Genomic DNA, 19,424 nt, shown 5'->3' on the forward strand with positions numbered 1-19,424 from the left:
CCCGCAATGAGCCTGTTCAGCTTCTCCCGCCTGACACCGTTCGAGAGACTGCTGTCGGCGCTGACCTCGGTGCGGCCTGGCGAGGGTCGCGGCATCTTCCTCATGCTGGCGCAGATCTTCCTGCTCATGCTGAGCTATTACCTGCTGCGACCGCTGCGCGAAGCGCTCATCCTCGCGGAGGGCTCGCCGGAGATTCGCGCCTACGCCACCGGGGCCGTGGCGCTGGTGCTGATCTTCATCATCCCGCTGTACAAGATGCTGTTCTATTACCTGAAGAACAGCGGCGGGAAATCGGCCGTGCTGCGCTGGGTCGGCGCCTTCTTCGTCGTCAACCTGGTGATCTTCGCCGCCATGATCTGGCTCGAGATCCCCGTGGCGGTGCCGTTCTACATCTGGCTCGGCGTGTTCAGCGTCATGGTCGTGGCGCAGTTCTGGGCCTTTGCGGCGGACCTGTTCAACGTCAAGACCGGCCAGCGGCTGTTCGCGCTGATCATGGTCGGCGCCGCGGTGGGCGCCTGGCTCGGCAGCCAGGTCGCGGGCCGGCTGTTCGCCGTCCTCGGCGCGCCGCGCCTCATGCTGCTGGCTGCCGGCATCCTGGCGGTCACGCTGGTCATCAGCCGCAAGGCCGAGCAGGTAGTGCCCGAGGGCTCACGCAGCATCGATTCGCGCGACGCGGCCCCGGAGGAACTCAACGGCATCTCGAAGGTGCTGGCGGGCTTCCAGATCGTGGCGCGCAGCCGCTACCTGCTGCGCATTGCGGTGTTCGTGCTGCTGCTCAACTGGGTCAACTCCACCGGTACCTACATCCTCGCCACCTTCGTCACCGCGCATGCGGACGCGACCGTCATCGCCAGCGGCGGGGCCGTCACCAGCGGCGAGGTGCTGGCGCGCTTCTATGGCAGCTATTTCGCCTGGATCACCGCGCTGCAGATCGGCCTGCAGCTGTTCCTGGTGTCACGCATCTTCCGCTGGTTCGGCGTGCGCGGCGCGATCCTGGTGCTGCCGCTGGTGATGGTGACGAGCTACGGCCTGATGCTGCTGGTGCCGGTGTTCGCACTGGTGCGCGTGATGATGATCGCGGAGAGCGCCACCAATTACTCGGTGCAGAACACCACCAATCATGCCCTGTACCTGCCGGTGACGCGCGACGAGAAGTACGTCGGCAAGACCACCATCGACACCTTCTTCGCGCGCTTCGGCGACCTGGTCTACGCGGCGATGATCTTCCTCACCGCCCAGGTACTGCTGTTCGACATCAGCTGGATCATCGCCATCAACCTCGGCCTGGCCGTGGTGCTGGTGACCCTCGGCATAGGCATCGGCCGCCACCACCGCAGCGAGATCCGGCAGAACCTCGCCAACCTGCCGCCGGTGGTGAATGCGCGGCTGCCGGACGTCTACGTGCCGGCCGGGCAGATGCTGGTGTTCACCGTGCCCGAGCACGCCTTCCTCGATCCGGACCCGGGCGATGCGCTGCGCTTCCAGGCCTGCTGCGGCGACGGCGCTCCGCTGCCCGGCTGGGTCCGCTTCGACGCCTTCAACCACAGTTTCACCATCCGGCCGCCGCCCGGGGAGAGCGGGACGCTGGAGGTGAAAGTGTCGGCCACCGACTTCGAGGGCCTGAGCGTGGAGTCGGCCTTCGCCATCAGCTACGGCGCCGACCCCGTGCCCCGCTTCATGGAAGCTGCTGCAGAGCCTGTGCCCGGCTGACCAGCGCCTGCACCTGGCGCCGGTTGAGCCAGGGGCGGAGCGGCTCGAGCCGTTCCTCCGTGACGCGCGCCAGCATGGCAGCAAGCTCGGGCGTGATCTCGACGCGTGCGTCTTCCAGCATGTCGGGAATGCCACGCTCCGTGCCGAAGGCACGGCTGTGGTCGATCAGCCAGACCTGGTGGCGGGCGTCGTACAGCACGTTGCCGAGATTGCGGTCGACGTTGAAGATCAGCAGGTCGAATACGTTCATGAGGTTGAACTGCGCGGCGATGCTGCAGGGCGTGTCGAGGGGGATGCCGTCACGCTGTCGCTTGCCCTCGTGAAAGCTGTCCGGCAGCCAGTACTGCAGCGTGCCGGCTTCGCCCTCCAGCGTCCTGGCCACGGCCACCGGCACCATCCCGAGTCCCAGGATGCGGTCGAGCTTGTAGGCCGCGATGTCGTAGACGTGGCGGTCGGCACGATCGTCCGCGCGCGACCAGCGGCGCTTGCTCTCCAGGCCGGGGTCGGTGTCCATGCTCTTGAACACGCCCTGCATGACCTTGCCGTCCTGCTCCAGGGTGAGGCGGCGCGGCCGGGTCACGCCTTCGCCCAGCTCCTCCACGCGGGTGATCTCGGCGCTGCGCAGGAAGTCCTCGATCTCGGCGTCCGTCATGCCGTAGGGCCGGTCCCACTGGCGCACCGGCTCGGCCGCCACGGCGACCGCGCCCGCACCGGGATACCAGGCGAATATCGCGTCGTCCTCGAACACCAGCGCAGCCGGGTTGCCTTGATAAGCGGCGCGATTCATGCCGGTGTCGACGCGGTAGACCAGGCCGTCGAGGCGACTGGTGAGCCGCCGCTCGGCGGTCGGCGTGTGCCCGATCACCACCCGCGCCGCACCGAGCGCGGCCAGGATGTCACGCAGCGCCGGCGCCTCGGCCCAGGCATGGCAGCGGGCGTTGCCGCGGTACCAGAGTACCCCGTCGGGGTGGAACGGCAGCCCGTCGAGCGCGTCCGCGATCGCGCGCGCCTTGCCTGCCTGCGCTGCTGCCGCCGCGCCCTCTGCCGTGTCCCGCGCCCAGTCGCGCAGGTCGCCGAAGTCGTCCTCGTCCGCCATGACGCCGGCGGCGAGCAGCGCATGCCATCCATCCGTCACGGTGCGCAGGTCGCCCGCGGCGGCGCGGTTGATCTCCGCCAGCGACAAGCCCTCGGCGCGGGACGACAGCCCGCCGTGCACGAACAGCGTGTCGTTGATCACCAGTGCGAATGGCAACGTCAGCAGCCAGCGCCCGTAAGCGCCGTCGGGCGCGAGCGCGGCACGGCGTTCGAAGAAGCCTGCGGGAAAGCCCGCGCGCGCCTCGGCGCCGTACTGGGCATAGTCGCCCGCGCTGACATAGCGCAGGTCGCCGACCAGGTTCATCGCCTCGTGGTTGCCGGCCAGCACGTGCACGGCGCCGCCGGCCGCGGCGGCTTCCTGCTGCAGGCGCATCATGAGGTCCATCACCTGGCGCCCGTGGTCGCCGCGGTTCAGCAGGTCGCCGACCGACACCAGGTGCGTGGCGCCGCCGCTCCAGCGATCCTCGGCATCGATCAGGCCGATGTCCCGCAGCAGGCCATGCAGCTCGTCGTAGGCGCCATGCACATCGCCGATGGCGACCACCCGCTCGACGCCCGCGATGCGCCATGGCTCGGCCGCATAGCCTGGCGGCGCGGCCAGCAACCACGCGAGGAGGAGAAGAAAAAAGAGTCTCGTCGCAATCAGGCGCATGCGTTCATCCTCCGCGCAGGCGCCATGCCCGGCGCGCGCTCCTCAACGGTCACTCTAGCTCCGGATGGCCCCACGGCGTGGGCGGGAGAGCCACCGGCGCCGCGAGGTCGAACTCCACCCGGAACAGCCGCCCCGAAGGCCGGGACAGCTCGTAGACGAAACGTTCGCCCGGCGCGATCTCCATCGCCCAGGTGTTCTGCAGCGAGGCCGCCAGGCCCTCGCGCTGGAACATGGCGACGGAGTGCTGGTCCACGGGAAACTCCTGGCGCCATGGCGTGCCCGGCCCGGTGCTGTCGCCGCCGTACTGGGTGACGGCGTCCTCGCTGCCGTCCTCGTGGCGGTGGTCGTGCTTCAGGCGCAGCCCCTCCGGCGTGCGGGTCAGCACCCAGGTGCGGCTGTGGTCGTCGCCGACATGGAAGGGAATCTTCAGCTCCCCGGGCGTGCATTCGCGCACGTGCATCACCAGCGCCTTGCCGGCGAAAGGATCGTCCGGCTGCGGCGGCTCGTTGGCCACGATGCGCCCGGCGAAAGCCTGGCCGCAATGGCTCGCAATGCGCGCCATGAAAGCATCGGGCGGATACATCTCGGAGCTCGCCGGCAGCGCCGCAGCGCCAAGGCCGAGACACAGGAACAGCACGCCACGGTTCAGTAAGTCCATGTCTCCACCTCCGCACGCGGGTCAGTCGCCGCCTGCATGCGTCGCTCGCCGAGGTCCCAGGTGACCACGTTCATGTTGCCGTACAGGCGCCGGCTCTGCTGCAGCACGTGGCCGCGCCGCTCGAGCTCGACCAGCTCCGCGGCGCTCAATGCGCCTTCCTCGTACAGCACCCGGTCGGGCAGGTACTGGTGGTGATAACGCGGCAGCGCGACCATGCCCGCGGCGTCGGCGCCGTCCACCCATGCCAGCGAGGCCAGCAGCACCATGCTGATGATGCGGCTGCCGCCCGGCGTGCCCAACACCGCGACCCCGCGCGGCGACTCGATGAAGGTCGGCGTCATGCTCGAGAGCATGCGCTTGCCCGGCTGGATGTTGTTCGCCCCGGCCCCCACCAGCTGGTAGAGGTTGGGTGCGCCCGGCTTCACCGCGAAATCGTCCATCTCGTTGTTCAGCAGCAGGTCGAGCCCGGGCACCGCGAAGCTGCTGCCGAACCAGCCGTTGATGGTCTGCGTCACCGCCACCCGGTTGCCCTCGGCGTCGATGATGGAGAAATGCGTGGTGTGCTCCCCGCCGTCCTCGCTGTGCAGCGGCGCGAAAGTCGCGCTGGGCGTGGCGCGATCCAGCCGCAGCGTGGCGCGCAGCCCGTCCGCGTAAGCCGGGTGCAGCAGCGTCTGCAGCGGCATGTCGACGAAGTCCGGGTCGCCGAGCCAGGCGCGGTCGCGGAAAGCGCGCCGCAGCACCTCGATCACCAGGTGCTTCCGGTCCACCTCCGCCAGTTCTTGCGCCGGCCCCGACTGCAGCATGTTGAAGGCCTGGATCATGGCCACGCCCCCGGCCGACGGCGGCGGCGGCACGACCAGGCGCAGGCCGCCGGGATACTCCGCCACCAGCGGTTCGCGTTCCACCACGCGATAGCCCTGCAGGTCCTCGAGCGACCAGATCCCGCCGTGTGCCCGTACGGCCTCGACCATGCGCGCCGCAATCTCGCCCTGGTAGAAACCGGCCGCACCCTCCGCCGCGAGACGCTCCATCACCTCGGCCAGCCCCGGCAGGCGGATGAGCGTGCCCGGCTCCGGCACCTTGCCTTCCGGCAGGTACGCCTCGACACCCGGCCAGCGCCGCAATTGCTCGGCCTTGAAGGTGAGGCCGAGGTGCATGCGGCGATACAGCGGGAAGCCCTCGCGCGCCTGGCGGATGGCCGGAGCCAGCGCCTGCTCGAAGGGGAGGCGCCCGTAGCGCTCGCTGATGTGCACCAGCGCGGCCGGCGTGCCCGGGATCCCGGCCGCCAGCGGCCCGTTGAGCGACAGCCCTTTGACCGGCTCGCCCTCGGCGTCGAGGTACATCGCGGCATGCGCCGCGCCGGGCGCGGTCTCGCGCGCGTCCACCACCACCTGGCGACCGTCCGCGGCAAAGTGCAGCAGCCAGAACCCGCCGCCGCCCAGGCCGGAAGAGAACGGCTCGACCACGCCCAGCGCCGCGCTCACGGCGACGGCCGCATCGAAGGCATTACCGCCGGCCTTGAGCACTTCCAAGCCGGCGCGCGTCGCCAGCGGGTGCGCACTGGCGATCGCCGCCTGGCCGGGGGGCGGCGCCGGTTCCGCCGCGACGCTGCTGACGCACGTCAGCAGCGCCAGCGCCAGCCAGGCGTGGAGGCATCGTCGGCCAAGCGCGCGGCTCATCACTTCCCTCCCGCAGCGTCGCGGCGCCGGCACAGCGCCGCCTCCACCACGGGGTGCACGAAGCGCGACACGTCCCCGCCGAGCAGCGCGATCTCGCGCACCATGCTCGAGGAGATGAAGCTGAACTGCTCGGTCGGGGTGAGGAAGACGGTCTCGACGTGGCCGGCGATCTGGCGGCTCATGGTGGCGAGCTGGAATTCGAACTCGAAGTCCGACACCGCGCGCAGGCCGCGCACCATGACGTCCAGCCCGTGCTCCTCGGCGAACTTCACCGTCAGGCCGCTGTAGCCGCGCACCTCGACGTTGGGGATGTCCGAAAGCACCGCGCGCGCCAGCGCCACGCGCTCTTCCAGGCTGAACAGCGGCGCCTTGGACGGGTTGGCGGCGATGGCCACCACCACGCGCTCGAAAATCGAGGCGGCGCGCCGGATCAGGTCCTGGTGGCCGTTGGTGATGGGATCGAAGGTACCGGGATACAGCGCCGAGGTGCTCATGTCTCTCCTGCCGTGTGCGGCTCGAAACGCGCCAGATGGTAACGCACCTGGCCCGCCGCGGCGCTGCGCGCCAGCACCCAGCCAGGCGGCAGCGCCGGGGGCGCGGCTCCGGCCTCGTGCTCCAGGTAGACAACACTCGCCGCTCCCACCCAGCCGCGTGCCACCAGCCGCGCGAGGGCGGGGGCCAGCATGCCGCGCCGGTAAGGCGGGTCGAGAAACACGACATCGAAGCGCGTCGCGGGTCCCTCGAGATAGCCCGCCGCATCCATGCGCACGGTGCGGCCGCGATCGCAGCGCAGCAACTCCAGGTTGGCGGCAAGCTGGCGCAAGGCAGCGGGGGCCTGGTCGACGAAGATCACTTCCCCGGCGCCGCGCGACAGCGCCTCGAGGCCCAGCGCGCCGCTGCCTGCGTAGAGGTCGAGGCAGCGCGCCCCGGCGATTACCGGCGCCAGCCAGTTGAACACGGTCTCCCGCACACGATCCGGGGTCGGGCGCACATCCTCCAGCGCCGGCACGGCCAGGCGCCGGCTGCGCCACTCGCCGCCGATGATGCGAAACTGCCCGGGCCGGCCACCCGGAGCACGCTTGTGTCGACGATCTGCGGATTTGGCCATGCAGCAAAGTTAAGGCCTTGAAACGACTCCGACAACCGGCGTAGGCTTGCTGGGACGTGCGCGGCAGACAGCCGGATGTCCGAGCCGCGGCGCGCGCGTCCCCGACCATAAGATTCGATAAAGATCACCCCTGTTGGGAGGAGTCAGAACAATGAGAAGCCTCTATTCGGTGACGCTGGTCGCCGTGGCGCTGGCGTTGTCCGGGTGCATCAAGGACTCGGAAAGCGTTTCCGGCAAAATTGGCGAGCCGAATACCGGCGTGCCGCAGGTGCCGACGGCCGACGCGACTTTCCGCGCCCAGTTCGACCCGCTGAAAGCCATCATGCCGTACCCGAACGACATCCTCGGCTTCGTCGCGGCGCCGGATACCGACGGCACGCTAAACCTGCCGGCGCAGCCGCTGCAGCCGCTGGCGCCGCTGGTCAACCAGCTCGACGGCTTCTCCATCAACGCTCGCATCAGCGCCAACTTCACGCGCGCGGTTGACCCGGAGAGCCTGGCGCCGGGCACCGTGTTCCTCATCGAGGTGGCGATCGACCCGGCCACCAAGGGCGTCGTCGGCCTGTCCGACGCCACCCTGTGCAAGCTCGGCGCCGCGCCGCCGGAAGCCTGCGCCTCGATCGGCGTGGCCTGGGGCGGACAGAGCCCGTTCCTGGTCCAGGGCGTGGACTACGAGGTCGGCGTCGCGCCGGACATCGACGCCGGCGGCCAGACCATCCAGCTGAAGCCGCTGCGCCCCCTGAACTCCAACCGCGGCAACCTGTTCACGCCGGGCACCGAAAACGGCTACCTGCTGTTCCTGACGGACGGCATCACCGACACCGCCGGCAACCCGGCCCAGCCCGACGCCACTTACGCGGCCATCCGCGCCGGCTTCCTCTCCGGCGCCATCCAGTTGCCGGACCCGGAAGTGGGCCTGCCGCCCGGCCTGACCACTGAACAGCTGCTCGGCATCTTCATCGCCGCGCACCTCGCCGTGGGCGAAGTGGTGCAGATCGACCCGGCCAACGTCGTCGTCACTGCCAGCTTCACCACCCAGGACACGACCACGGTGCGTGACACGGTGGCCGACATGGCGACCGCCGGCCCGAGCCAGGTCGAGCGCGCCGTAACACCGGTGCCGGTGCCGATCTCCGCCGAGATCACCCTGCCCCCGGGCACGCCGGTAACGACCACCCTGCTGCTCGGCCTGCAGGGCGTCGACGGCACGGCCATCCCCGGCGAGGGCGACGTGTACGCCGGCGCCGTCGTGGTGCCTTACTACCTGTCGCCGCCTTCGGCCGAGGCACCCACGGCGCCGCTGAACCTGCCGTGGATCGCAGCCTCCGAGAGCCCGCTCGACGAGACCAGCCGGGTGCTCAACAAGTACAACCCGGTGCCGCTGAAGCGCGCCGACCAGCCCGTTCCGGTGCTGATCACGGTGCCCAACGACAATACCGCCTACGCGGCACTGAATGGCGGCACGGCCGTGAAGCCGGAGACCGGCTGGCCGGTGGTGATCTTCTATCACGGCATCACGCGCAACCGATTTGATGCGCTGGCCCTCACCGAGCCGCTCAACAACGCCGGCTACGTCGTAATCGCCATCGACCAGCCGCTGCACGGCGTGGCCGCGCCGGAGATCGATTTCGAGACCATCACGCCGGAAGAACTGGCCGACATCCTGGCCAACAACCCGACGGCGCTGCTGCGGGTCCCCGGCGTGCCGGAGCGCACTTTCGATCTCGACCTGCTCAACAACACCACGGGCGCGGCCGGTCCGGACGGCGTCGTCGACGCCAGCGGCGCGCACTTCATCAACCTGTCCAACGGGCTGGTGAGCCGCGACAACCTGCGCCAGGCGGCCGCCGACCTGGTGGCGCTGACGCGCACCATCCCGACCATCGACCTCGACGGCGACGAGTTGCCCGACCTCGACGGCAGCCGCGTGCACTTCATCGGCCAGTCGCTGGGCGGCATTTCCGGCACCAACTACCTCGCCATGGACGACACCGCGGTCACCGCGACCCTGGGCGTCGCGGGCGGCGTGATCTCCGACCTGCTGCTGGACAGCTTCTCCTTCGGCCCGCGTATCGAGGCGGGGCTGATCGGCAACGGCCTGGTGCCCAACACCAGCCTGTACAACAACTTCATCCGCGACCTGCAGTCGCTGGTGGATGCGGGCGACCCGATCAGCCACGCGGCCGACGCCGCCGGCGCTGCCGCCATCCACTTCATCCAGGTGGATGGCGACCTGGTGGTGCCGAACAGCGCCTCCAACCGCCTCGCCGCCGAGATGGAGCGGGCCGGCCTCGAGGACTACGCCTTCTCGCCGACCCCGGTCATCGATCTGGCCGGGCTGAAGGCGCGCGTCTGCTTCACCAACGGCGCCTCGCACGGCTCCCAGCTCGACCCGGGCACCACGCCCGAGTCGCAGACCGTGACCGGCGAGATGCAGGCCCAGCAGCTGGTGTTCATCGCCGGCAACCCGCTGGTGCCGCTGCCCGCGAACGGCCAGACGCTGCTCTTCGGCGGCAGCCAGAGCCCGCTCGCGGCCAGCGTGTACGGCGATTTCGCCACGGACTGCGACGCGCCCGACCGCGTGCGGACCAACGAGCCGGCGCCGGTCGAATAACCGGCTGCAGCCTTCTCATGACGGGCGGCCCTCGGGCCGCCCGTTTTCTTTCCGGGGGCGCGAGCGAAGCGGTAGCATAGGGCCTCGTCCGCAACCGCCTTTCGCACCGCCCATGTCTTCACCTCCCCCCACCCCCGCAACCGAGCCCGGCGCCGGCGAAAAGCGCAAGGGCTTCTTCCGCCGCCTGCGCGAGCGCCTCAACAAGGGCGACAGCTGGCTGACCTACGATCTCGCCCATCTCCTGCCGGGCGGCAAGGTCGGCGAGGAATTCATCGAGGAGATGGAGACGCGCCTGCTCACCGGCGACGTCGGCGTGGACGCCACCCAGCAGATCGTCGACGGTCTGGAGAGAAAACTCTGGCGCGACGAGCTCGGCGACAGCCGCGCGGTGCTGGCCACCATCCGCGACAGCATGCTGGGCATCCTCGGGCCCTGCGAGCAGCCGCTGCGCATTCCCGACGACGTGCGGCCTTTCGTGATCCTGGTGGTGGGCGTGAACGGCTCGGGCAAGACCACCACCATCGGCAAGATCGCGCATCGGCTGAAAAGCGACGGGCTCTCGGTGATGCTCGCCGCCGGGGACACTTTCCGCGCCGCGGCGGTGGAGCAACTGCAGGCCTGGGGCCAGCGCAACAACGTGCCGGTAATCGCCCAGGGCACCGGCGCCGACCCGGCAGCGGTCGCCTACGACGCCTTCGAGGCGGCGCGGGCGCGCGGCGTGGACGTGCTGCTGGCCGACACCGCGGGGCGCCTGCACACCCAGGAAAACCTCATGGACGAGCTGCGCAAGGTGAAGCGCGTGCTCACGCGTCTCGATCCCGCGGCGCCACACGAGGTGCTGCTGGTGCTGGACGGCGGCAGCGGCCAGAACGCGCTGCTGCAGGCACGTCGTTTCAACGAGGCCATCGGCCTGACCGGTGTCGCCATCACCAAGCTGGACGGTACCGCGAAGGGCGGCGTGGTCCTGGCGGTGGCGCGCGAACTGCAGCTGCCGGTGCGCTTCATCGGCATCGGCGAAGCGATCGAGGACCTCGCCCCCTTCGAGGCGGGCCCCTTCGTCGACGCCCTGCTTGGCGCACCCGGCGAACGCGCCCCACGGTGAGGCCATGATCCGCTTCGAGCAGGTGTACAAGCGCTACCCGGGCGGGCGCGACGCGCTGCGCGACTTGAGCTTCCGCGTCGCCGAGGGCGAGATGGCGTTTCTCACCGGCCACTCCGGCGCCGGCAAGAGCACGCTGCTGAAACTGGTCGCCTGCATCGAGCGGCCCACGCGCGGCCAGGTGCTGATCGGCGGGCGCAACACCGGCGGCATCTCGCGGCGCCAGGTGCCGGCCTTCAGGCGCCACATCGGCATGGTGTTCCAGGACCACAAGCTGCTGGCGGATCGCACGGTGTTCGACAACGTGGCGCTGCCGCTGGTGATCGCCGGCACCGGGTCGCGCGAAACCGGCCGGCGCGTGCGCGCAGCGCTGGACCAGGTCGGGCTGCTCGGCAAGGAAGGCCTGCCGCCGGTCATGCTCTCCCAGGGTGAGCAGCAGCGCGTCGGCATCGCGCGCGCCATCGCCGCCCGCCCGCCCCTGCTCATCGCCGACGAGCCGACCGGGAACCTGGATCCCGACCTGTCGCTGGAGATCATGTACCTGTTCGCGCGCCTCAACCGCGTCGGCACCACGGTGCTCGTCGCCAGCCACGACCTGGCGCTGCTCGAGCGCATGGGCCATCGCCGCATCGCGCTGGGCGACGGACGCCTCGTCGAGGACCTGGATCATGCCTTCCCGGGCGCCCCGGCCTAGGGCCCGCAAGGGCGGGCCAAAGCGCGGGCGGCAGCCGCTGCTGGCCCGCCTGTCCGCCCTGCGCCTGCCGCGACCGGCGCTCAAGTGGCCGCGCTGGCGCGGCCCCGGGCTGCTGCGCAGCTGGGTGCGCCTGCACGTCCAGACGCTGGTCGGCTCCCTCGGCCGGCTGGCGGAGCAGCCTGTCGCCACCGCCATGACGCTGGCCGTGATCGGCATCGCCCTGGCCCTGCCGGCGAGCCTGTACCTGCTGGTGAACAACCTGCAGGGCCTGTCGGGACACTGGGAGCAGGGCGTCGAGCTGTCGGTCTACCTCGAGCCGGGACAGCCGGAGGCGCAGGTCCGGTCCCTCGCCGCCGACATCGAGGCGTGGGACGAGGTCGCCGCCACCGGGCTCATCACGGCCGCAGAGGCGCTGGTGACTTTCCGCGCCGAGTCCGGGCTGGGAGATGCCCTCGGCGCACTCGAGCACAACCCGCTGCCACACTTGATCACCGTGCGGCCCGCGCCCGATCACGACTCTCCGGAGGCGATCGAGGCCATGGCCGAGCGCCTGCGTGCGCTGCCGGAAGCGGACCTGGTGCAGGCCGACGCCGACTGGGTGCGCCGCCTGTTCGCCATGCTGGACATCGCGCGGCGCCTCGCCACGCTCGCCGGCGTGCTGCTCGCCGTGGGCGTGCTGGTGATCGTCGGCAACACCATCCGCCTGGACATCCAGAACCGTCGTGCGGAAATCGAGGTCATGAAGCTCATCGGCGGCACGGACGGCTTCATCCGCCGGCCGCTGCTCTACGGCGGCACCTGGTACGGCCTCGGCGGCGCCCTGGTGGCGCTGGCCATCGTGCAGCTCGGGCTCTGGACGCTGTCGGACCCGGTGGCGCGCCTGGCCGGGCTGTACGGCTCCGGATTCCGCCCGGGCGGCCTCGGCGGCACGGGTGCGCTGGCGTTGTTGCTGCTCGGCGCGGGTCTCGGCTGGCTCGGCGCCTGGGTGTCGGCTACGCGCCACCTGCGCCGGGTCGAGCCCGGCCTGTAGGGGAACCCCGGCGCCGCTTAGCACTCTAACCGCTCGAGTGCTAAAATTCGGCCGCTATGGGAGGAAATGCATGAGCTCAGCGCTCGTCGCACGACATGATGGAATGATGCTGGCCGTCCCGGTCGGCAACCTGGACGCCTACATCAACGCGGTGTCCAGCGTGCCCGTGCTCAGCGCGGAAGATGAAACCGAGCTGGCCTGGCGCTTCCGGCGCGACAACGACCTCGACGCCGCCCGCCAGCTGGTGCTGTCGCACCTGCGCTTCGTGGTGCACATCGCGCGCGGCTACAACGGCTACGGGCTGCCCCTCGGCGACCTGGTGCAGGAAGGCAATATCGGCCTGATGAAGGCCGTGAAGCGCTTCGATCCCAGCGTGGGCGTGCGCCTGGTGTCCTTCGCCGTGCACTGGATCCGCGCCGAAATCCACGAGTTCGTGCTGCGCAACTGGCGCCTGGTCAAGGTCGCCACCACCAAGGCGCAGCGCAAGCTGTTCTTCAACCTGCGCAAGGCCAAGCAGCGCCTGGGCTGGCTCTCCGCGGAGGAGACCCGCGCCGTGGCGGAGGACCTGGGCGTGACCCCGGCCGAAGTCAACGAGATGGAACAGCGCCTGGCGGCGCGCGACATGGCGCTGGACCCGGCGCCCGACGCCGACGACGAGGAACGCATCGGCAGCCCGGCGCATTTCCTGCCGGCGCCCGATGCGGATCCCGCCGAGCTGGTCGCCCGGGACGACTGGGAAGACAACGCCACCGAGGCGCTGGGCGCCGCCCTCGCCGACCTCGACGAGCGCGGGCGCGCCATCCTGCAACGGCGCTGGCTCAGTGAGCAGAAGGCGACCTTGCAGGAACTGGCCGCAGAGTACGGCGTCTCGGCCGAGCGCATCCGCCAGCTCGAGGCGGCGGCGATGAAGAAGCTGCGCGCCGCGCTGGCCGGCTCCAGCGCCGCCTGGTCAGCCTAGCCCTTCCGGGGCGCGCTCAGCCCGTAATCGGCGACAGCCGGATTTCCACCCGCCGGTTCAGTGCCCGACCTTGCGCGGTCGTATTGTCCGCGATCGGCTGCGTCAGGCCGCGACCAAAAGCGAGGATGCGCTGGCGATCGATGCCACGGTTGTTCAGGTAAGTCGCCACCGTGGCCGCCCGCTGCTCCGAGAGGGTCTGGTTGTAAGCCGCGCTGCCCGTGCTGTCCGTGTGACCCGTGACCTCGACGACTGTCTTGTCGAACTTCAGCGCCACCAGCGCCACCGAGTCGAGCACGCCGAAGAACTGCGGCTTGAGGTCCGAGCTGTCGGTCTCGAAGGTGATGTTGCCGGGCATGTTGAGCACGATCTCGTCGCCCACGCGCGTCACACCGACCCCGGTGCCTTCCAGTTGGCGCCGCAGCTCGGCTTCCTGCTGGTCCATGTAGTTGCCCACCGCGCCGCCGGCCAGCGCGCCGACGCCGGCGCCGATCAGGGCGCGCTTGCGCCGTTCCTTGGAGTCGTCGCCCGTGAGGATGCCCAGCAGCGCCCCGGCCCCGGCGCCGATGGCGGCGCCCTTGGTGGCGCTCGCGGTCTTCTCCTCGCCGGTGTAGGGGTCGATGGTCTGGCAGCCGGCCACCAGGGCGGCGGCGACGGCGGTGAGCATTAAACGCTGCATGCGGGAAGTCATGATGATTCTCCCTGGTTCCTGTTTTTGCGCTGCCGGGCCGGGTCCCGCCGGAAGCGGCTTGTGTTAGTTTCTCAGACCGTCGCGCCCGGCGCGCGTTCCGGAATTGCCTGGAGGACACCGATGCGCAGCATCCACCAGTGGCTGGCCGAGTACGGCGAGAGCCACCAGAACCCGGTCAACAAGCGGATCCACTGGGTCTGCGTGCCGGCCATCGTGCTCAGCGTCATCGGCCTGCTGTGGTCGTTGCCGGTGCCGGAGGCTTTCGGCGCCATCTCGCCGGCGATGAACTGGGCCGTGCTGTTTGCCATGGCAGCTGTAGTGTACTACTTCATCCTCTCGGTGCCGCTGGGTATCGGCGCCGCAGCAGGGTTGGCGCTGCTGCTGCTCGCGACGGCCGCGCTGGATCGACTGGCCACCCCGCTGTGGGTGCTCTCGCTGGCGATCTTCGTGGTGGCCTAGATCGGCCAGTTCATCGGCCATCACGTCGAGGGCAAGAAACCCTCATTCTTCAAGGACCTGCAGTTCCTGATGATCGGCCCGCTGTGGCTGCTGGCGGCGGCGTACCGCGGCGCCGGGCTGCGTTACTGAGTCCCGCCCCGTTCCGCGCACGCGCCTGAGTCCCGCGCCGCCTGCGCGACGGCGCGGCTCACGGCATCGTGCACGCGCGCGTCCAGCGGCTCCGGCACCAGCTCGTGCTCGCCGGCATGGTCGGCGATGGTCTCGGCGGCTGCGACGAGCATCTGGTCGGTGAAGCGGCGCGCGCCGGCTTCCAGGGCGCCGCGGAACAGGCCCGGAAAGCCCAGCACGTTGTTGATGCTCTTGCCGTCCGCGGCAAAAGACGCCCCGGCCGCGAGGGCGTCGGTCGGCTCGATCTCGGGGTCCGGGTTGGACAGCGCCAGGATGACCTGGCCGGGGCGCACCATGGCGGGCTTGAGCAGGCCGCGCACGCCGGTGGTGGCGATGACGATGTCGGCCTCGGCCATGACGCGAGCCAGCTCGGCCGGCTCACCGCCCAGCGCGGCGAAGCGCTCCAGCGCCGCGGGGTCCAGGTCGGCGCCGAGGATGCGCGGCGTGCCGCGCGAGAGCAGCAACCGTGCGATGCCGATGCCCGCGGCGCCCAGGCCCACCTGGCCGACGACGCTCTGGGACAGCCGCTGCCCGGCCTGGCGCCCGGCATTGCGCACCGCCGCCAGGGCGACCACGGCCGTGCCGTGCTGGTCGTCGTGCAGCACCGGGATGTCGAGCCGGGCGCGCAGCGTATCCTCGACCTCGAAGCACGCCGGCGCGGCGATGTCTTCGAGCTGGATGGCGCCGAACGAGGGCGCGATGGCCGCCACCACGGCGGCGAGCTTCTGCGGATCCTTCTCGTCCACCAGGATGGGCACGCCGGACAGCCCGGCCAGCCCCGCCATCAGCGCGGCCTTGCCCTCCATGACCGGCAGCCCCGCCAGCGGGCCGATGTCGCCGAGGCCGAGCACGGCGGTGCCGTTGGTGACGATGGCCACGGTGCGTGCGATGGCGGTGAACTCGCGCGCCAGCGCCGGCTCGTCGCGGATGGCCAGGCACACGCGTGCCACGCCGGGCGTGTAGACGTCGCGCAGGATCTGCAGGCTGCCGATGTCGAGCGCGCTGACGGTGCGGATCTTGCCGCCGCGATGCCGGTTGAACACCCGGTCGGAGCGGCCGAGCAGGCGGGCGGTCGGCAGGGCGTCGATGCGCTGCTGCAGCCGCGGCCCCGCGCTGGCCTCCATCTCCAGCGTGATCTCCCACACCGTGCGGTCCTGGTCGCGGCGCACCGCGGCGAGGTGCTCCACCACCAGGCCCTCCTCGCCGATCACGGCCAGGATGCTCGCCAGGCTGCCCGGGCGGCGCTCGGATTCGACCAGCAGGATCTCGGGTATCTTCATGGCGCGCATTATAGAATGGGCGCCTGCCAGCCCGGAGATTCCAGCGTGAGTGCCGTCAATCCCCTCGACTTCTACGACGTCCGCAGCCTGCTCAGCGAGGACGAGCAGATGGTGAAGGACACCGTCGCGCGCTTCACCGACGAGAAGGTGCTGCCGATCATCCGCGAGTGCTTCGAGGAGCACCGCTTCCCGGCCGAGCTGGTGCCGGAGATTGCTGCGCTCGGCCTGCTCGGCTCGTCGCTGGAGGGCTACGGCTGTGCCGGCCTGAACGGCGTCTCCTACGGTCTCATCTGCCAGGAGCTGGAGCGCGGCGACTCGGGCATCCGCAGCTTCGTCTCGGTGCAGTCCAGCCTCGTCATGTGGCCGATCCACGCCTACGGCAGCGAGGAGCAGAAACAGCGCTGGCTGCCGGCGCTCGCCGCCGGCGAGGCCATCGGCTGCTTCGGCCTCACCGAGCCGCACGGGGGCTCCGACCCCGGCAACATGAAGACGCACGCGAAGCGCGACGGCGGCGACTGGGTGATCAACGGCGCCAAGATGTGGATCACCAACGGCAGCGTCGCCGATGTCGCCGTGGTGTGGGCCATGACCGAGGACGGCCTGCGCGGCTTCCTGGTGGAAAAAGGCACGCCCGGCTTCGACGCCCCCGAGATCCATCGCAAGTTCTCGCTGCGCGCCTCGGTGACCTCCTCGCTGTTCTTCGACAATGTGCGCGTGCCGCAGGAGAACATGCTGCCCGGCGTGGTCGGCCTGAAGGGCCCGCTGAACTGCCTCACCCAGGCGCGCTACGGCATCACCTGGGGCGCCATCGGCGCCGCCCAGGCCTGCCTGCGCGAGTCCATCGACTACGCCAACGACCGCGAGCTGTTCAACCGCCCCGTCTCACACACCCAGACCGTGCAGCGCCGCCTCGCCGACATGGCGCGGCGCATCACCACCGCGCAGCTGCTGTCGCTGCAGCTCGGCCGCCTCAAGGACGCGGGCGCGATGAAGCCGGCGCAGGTGTCGCTGGCGAAATGGAACAACGTGCGCATGGCGCTGGACATCGCGCGGGACGCGCGCGACATCCTCGGCGGCGCCGGCATCAGCGCCGAGTACTGTCCCATCCGCCACATGCTGAACCTCGAGAGCGTCATCACCTACGAGGGCACGGAAACCATCCACGAGCTCGTGGTCGGGCGGGAGCTGACGGGTGTCAACGCCTTCTGAGGCCGCGCTGGCCAAGAAAGCTGCGCGCGGGCTGAACCGCGCCGCGGTCGTCGATGCGAACTTCACGGCTTGCGTGCGCGGCCTCGCAGTCCCCGGGCGCGCGCGCCCGGCGGCGCACGACACCATCGCCCCGGGCAGCCGTCTCACCGCGGCCGAGTTCCTCGAGGTCTTCCGCTACCAGTTGCAGTCGCGCCATCTCGACCTGCAGGCGCGCGAGATGCGCGCGCGCAACGAGGGCTTCTACACCATAGGCAGCTCGGGCCACGAGGCCAACGCGGTGCTCGGCTTCCTGACGCGGGAAACCGACCCCGCCTTCCTGCACTACCGCTCCGGCGGCTTCATGATGGCGCGCCTGGCGAAGGACCCCGACAAGGACCCGGTGTACGAGACCTGCCTGTCGCTGGCCGCGAGCAGCGAGGAGCCGGTGTCCGGCGGACGGCACAAGGTGTGGGGCAGCGACCGCAAGCTGTGGGTGCTGCCGCAGACGTCGACCATCGCCAGCCACCTGCCCAAGGCCGTGGGCACCGCCATCGGCCTGGAGCAGGCCAAGCGCCTGCAGCGTCCCCTGCCGGTGCCCGCCGACAGCATCGTCCTATGCAGCTTCGGCGACGCCTCGGCGAACCACGCCACCGCGCTGGCGGGCTTCAATGCGGCGCAGTGGGCCGCCTACCAGCGCCTCCCGGTGCCACTGCTGTTCGTGTGCGAGGACAACGGCATCGGCATCTCGGTGCGCACCCCGGCCGGCTGGATCGAGGCCAGCTTCGCGCGCCGCGAGGGCCTGGACTACTTCGCCGCCGACGGCACCGTGCCGGGTGAGAGCTTCGAGATGGCGGCGCGTGCAGTCGAGCACTGCCGGCGGCGCCGCCGGCCGACCTTCCTGCACCTCAAGGTGCCGCGCCTCCTCGGCCATGCAGGCACCGACTGGGAAGGCGACTACATGGAGCTCGCCGCCATCGAGGCCAACGAGGCGCGCGACCCGCTGCTCGCCGCGGCGCACCTCGCGGTGGAGAGCGGCTGCATGACGCCGCAAGAAGTGCTGGCGCTGTACGAGGAGACGCGCGCGCGCGTTGCCGATGCTGCGGCGCGTGCGGCGCAACGACCGCGGCTGGAATCCGCCGCCGAGGTCGTGACGCCGCTGGCGCCGCTGCATGCCGACGCGGTGCATGCAGAGGCCGGGCGCAGCGCCGACGCCGGGGCACGTGCGGCGGCCTTCGGCGGCGACGGCAAGCTGCCCGAAGCCGGGCCGCCGCGCCACCTGTCGCTGCAGATCAACCGCGCGCTGCACGACCTGATGGCGAAATACCCGGAAATGACGCTGTTCGGCGAGGACGTGGCGCGCAAGGGCGGCGTGTACACCGTCACCGCGGGCCTGGCCGCCACCTTCCGCGGCAACCGCGTGTTCAACACCCTGCTCGACGAGACCACCATCCTCGGCATGGCACAGGGCGCGGCCTACATGGGACTGCTGCCCTTGCCCGAGATCCAGTATCTCGCCTACTTCCACAACGCCTGCGACCAGGTGCGCGGCGAGGCCTGCTCGCTGCAGTTCTTTTCGCGCGGGCAATGGGCCAACCCCATGGTCATCCGCGTCGCCGGCCTGGCGTACCAGAAAGGCTTCGGCGGCCACTTCCACAACGACAATTCCTTCGCCGCGCTGCGCGACATCCCGGGCCTGGTGGTGGCCTGCCCGTCGCGAGGCGACGATGCGGCCGGCATGCTGCGCACGGCCGCGGCGCTGGCGCGGGTGGACGGCCGCGTGGTGCTGTTCCTCGAGCCCATCGCGCTGTACATGACCAAGGACCTGTACGCGGAGAAGGACGGCGGCTGGCTATTCCCCTACCCGGCGCCAGGCGAGTTCGTGCCCGTCGGCGCCCCGCGGAGCTACGGCGCCGAGGACCCGGCCGTGCTGGTGATCACCTACGGCAACGGCGTGCGCATGTCGCTGCGCGCGGCGCGGGCGCTGGGACCGGAACGGGAACCGCGCGTGCGCGTGCTGGACCTGCGCTGGCTGAAGCCGCTCAACGCCGCGGCGATCATTGCCGAGGCCGGGCGCGCGCAGGCCGTGCTGGTGGTGGACGAGGGGCGGCGCACGGGCGGTATCGCCGAGGAACTGTTCACGTTGCTCGACGAACAGGGCCCGCCCGGCCTGCGCAAGGCGCGCGTCACGGGCGAGGACACCTACATTCCCCTCGGCCCCGCGGCGGACACCGTGCTGGTGTCGGAAAACGGTATCGCGCAGGCGCTCGAGGCGCTGCTGCGGGATTGAAGACCGACCGCGCGGGCATCGGCGGCGCGCCGGGGGTAAACTCCGGTTTTTGAGCAC

General features: G+C 70.5%; 17 protein-coding genes. 10 read left to right on the forward strand and 7 right to left on the reverse strand.

Annotation, left to right across the window (positions count from 1 at the left end):
- Positions 1-6 precede the first annotated feature (6 nt).
- Positions 7-1,710 carry an ATP translocase gene (locus G8346_RS11970; RefSeq protein ID WP_166051517.1) on the forward strand — a complete coding sequence of 568 codons (1,704 nt, stop codon included), beginning with the start codon at positions 7-9 and terminating at the stop codon, positions 1,708-1,710.
- Here the strand turns inward: G8346_RS11970 and G8346_RS11975 are convergent.
- The 5 genes from G8346_RS11975 to rsmD are packed head-to-tail and all read right to left on the reverse strand — an operon-like array spanning position 1,676 to position 6,902.
- Positions 1,676-3,457 (reverse strand): metallophosphoesterase, encoded by a 1,782-nt coding sequence (locus G8346_RS11975; protein ID WP_166051519.1) that lies wholly within the window; start codon positions 3,455-3,457, stop codon positions 1,676-1,678. The two genes, G8346_RS11970 and G8346_RS11975, sit on opposite strands and share 35 nt — an antisense overlap.
- 49 nt (positions 3,458-3,506) lie before the next feature.
- On the reverse strand, positions 3,507-4,115 hold the full coding sequence (locus G8346_RS11980) for a hypothetical protein (protein WP_206202711.1): 609 nt from the start codon (positions 4,113-4,115) through the stop codon (positions 3,507-3,509).
- Entirely contained in the window at positions 4,103-5,794 is a 1,692-nt protein-coding gene (gene ggt, locus G8346_RS11985; protein WP_166051520.1) for a gamma-glutamyltransferase, read from the reverse strand. Before ggt ends, G8346_RS11980 begins: the two co-directional genes overlap by 13 nt.
- Positions 5,794-6,288, reverse strand: a complete 495-nt coding sequence (gene coaD, locus G8346_RS11990; protein ID WP_166051522.1) for a pantetheine-phosphate adenylyltransferase — start codon at positions 6,286-6,288, stop codon at positions 5,794-5,796. Before coaD ends, ggt begins: the two co-directional genes overlap by 1 nt.
- Positions 6,285-6,902: a 16S rRNA (guanine(966)-N(2))-methyltransferase RsmD gene (rsmD, locus tag G8346_RS11995; protein ID WP_166051524.1), complete on the reverse strand. Its 618-nt coding sequence runs from the start codon at positions 6,900-6,902 to the stop codon at positions 6,285-6,287. Before rsmD ends, coaD begins: the two co-directional genes overlap by 4 nt.
- Positions 6,903-7,053: 151 nt before the next feature.
- Between rsmD and G8346_RS12000 the strand changes: the two genes are divergently transcribed.
- From G8346_RS12000 to rpoH, 5 genes are all read left to right on the forward strand, one after another.
- Positions 7,054-9,516 (forward strand): hypothetical protein, encoded by a 2,463-nt coding sequence (locus tag G8346_RS12000; RefSeq protein WP_166051526.1) that lies wholly within the window; start codon positions 7,054-7,056, stop codon positions 9,514-9,516.
- A gap of 112 nt (positions 9,517-9,628) precedes the next feature.
- Positions 9,629-10,618: a signal recognition particle-docking protein FtsY gene (gene ftsY / locus G8346_RS12005; RefSeq protein ID WP_166051528.1), complete on the forward strand. Its 990-nt coding sequence runs from the start codon at positions 9,629-9,631 to the stop codon at positions 10,616-10,618.
- A 4-nt stretch (positions 10,619-10,622) separates the two neighbouring features.
- Complete coding sequence (gene ftsE / locus G8346_RS12010) at positions 10,623-11,309, forward strand: cell division ATP-binding protein FtsE (RefSeq protein ID WP_166051530.1); 687 nt, start codon at positions 10,623-10,625, stop codon at positions 11,307-11,309.
- Positions 11,284-12,339, forward strand: a complete 1,056-nt coding sequence (ftsX, locus tag G8346_RS12015) for a permease-like cell division protein FtsX (RefSeq protein WP_166051532.1) — start codon at positions 11,284-11,286, stop codon at positions 12,337-12,339. Before ftsE ends, ftsX begins: the two co-directional genes overlap by 26 nt.
- 70 nt (positions 12,340-12,409) lie before the next feature.
- On the forward strand, positions 12,410-13,297 hold the full coding sequence (gene rpoH, locus G8346_RS12020) for an RNA polymerase sigma factor RpoH (RefSeq protein WP_166051534.1): 888 nt from the start codon (positions 12,410-12,412) through the stop codon (positions 13,295-13,297).
- Between the two features lie 16 nt (positions 13,298-13,313).
- On the opposite strand, the gene G8346_RS12025 is transcribed toward rpoH, so the two are convergent.
- Positions 13,314-13,973, reverse strand: coding sequence for an OmpA family protein (locus G8346_RS12025; protein ID WP_206202712.1), 660 nt, complete (start codon positions 13,971-13,973; stop codon positions 13,314-13,316).
- 132 nt (positions 13,974-14,105) lie between these two features.
- Between G8346_RS12025 and G8346_RS12030 the strand changes: the two genes are divergently transcribed.
- Positions 14,106-14,444 carry an Mpo1-like protein gene (locus G8346_RS12030; RefSeq protein WP_206202713.1) on the forward strand — a complete coding sequence of 113 codons (339 nt, stop codon included), beginning with the start codon at positions 14,106-14,108 and terminating at the stop codon, positions 14,442-14,444.
- Positions 14,445-14,456: 12 nt separating this feature from the next.
- On the forward strand, positions 14,457-14,573 hold the full coding sequence (locus G8346_RS15170; protein ID WP_370520646.1) for a hypothetical protein: 117 nt from the start codon (positions 14,457-14,459) through the stop codon (positions 14,571-14,573).
- Here G8346_RS15170 and G8346_RS12035 read toward each other — a convergent pair.
- Positions 14,567-15,901: an NADP-dependent malic enzyme gene (locus G8346_RS12035; RefSeq protein WP_206202714.1), complete on the reverse strand. Its 1,335-nt coding sequence runs from the start codon at positions 15,899-15,901 to the stop codon at positions 14,567-14,569. The genes G8346_RS15170 and G8346_RS12035 overlap by 7 nt on opposite strands.
- A gap of 6 nt (positions 15,902-15,907) precedes the next feature.
- On the opposite strand from G8346_RS12035, the gene G8346_RS12040 reads away from it, so the two are divergent.
- Both G8346_RS12040 and G8346_RS12045 read left to right on the forward strand, forming a co-directional pair.
- Positions 15,908-17,101, forward strand: a complete 1,194-nt coding sequence (locus G8346_RS12040; protein ID WP_166051538.1) for an acyl-CoA dehydrogenase family protein — start codon at positions 15,908-15,910, stop codon at positions 17,099-17,101.
- The gene (locus G8346_RS12045; protein ID WP_370520623.1) at positions 17,085-19,367 is read left to right on the forward strand and encodes a thiamine pyrophosphate-dependent enzyme; all 2,283 of its coding nucleotides are present in this window, start codon (positions 17,085-17,087) and stop codon (positions 19,365-19,367) included. Before G8346_RS12040 ends, G8346_RS12045 begins: the two co-directional genes overlap by 17 nt.
- Positions 19,368-19,424 lie beyond the last annotated feature (57 nt).

Source organism: Thioalkalivibrio sp. XN279, assembly GCF_011089885.1.
In the GTDB taxonomy this organism is placed as follows: Bacteria; Pseudomonadota; Gammaproteobacteria; order Steroidobacterales; family XN24; genus XN24.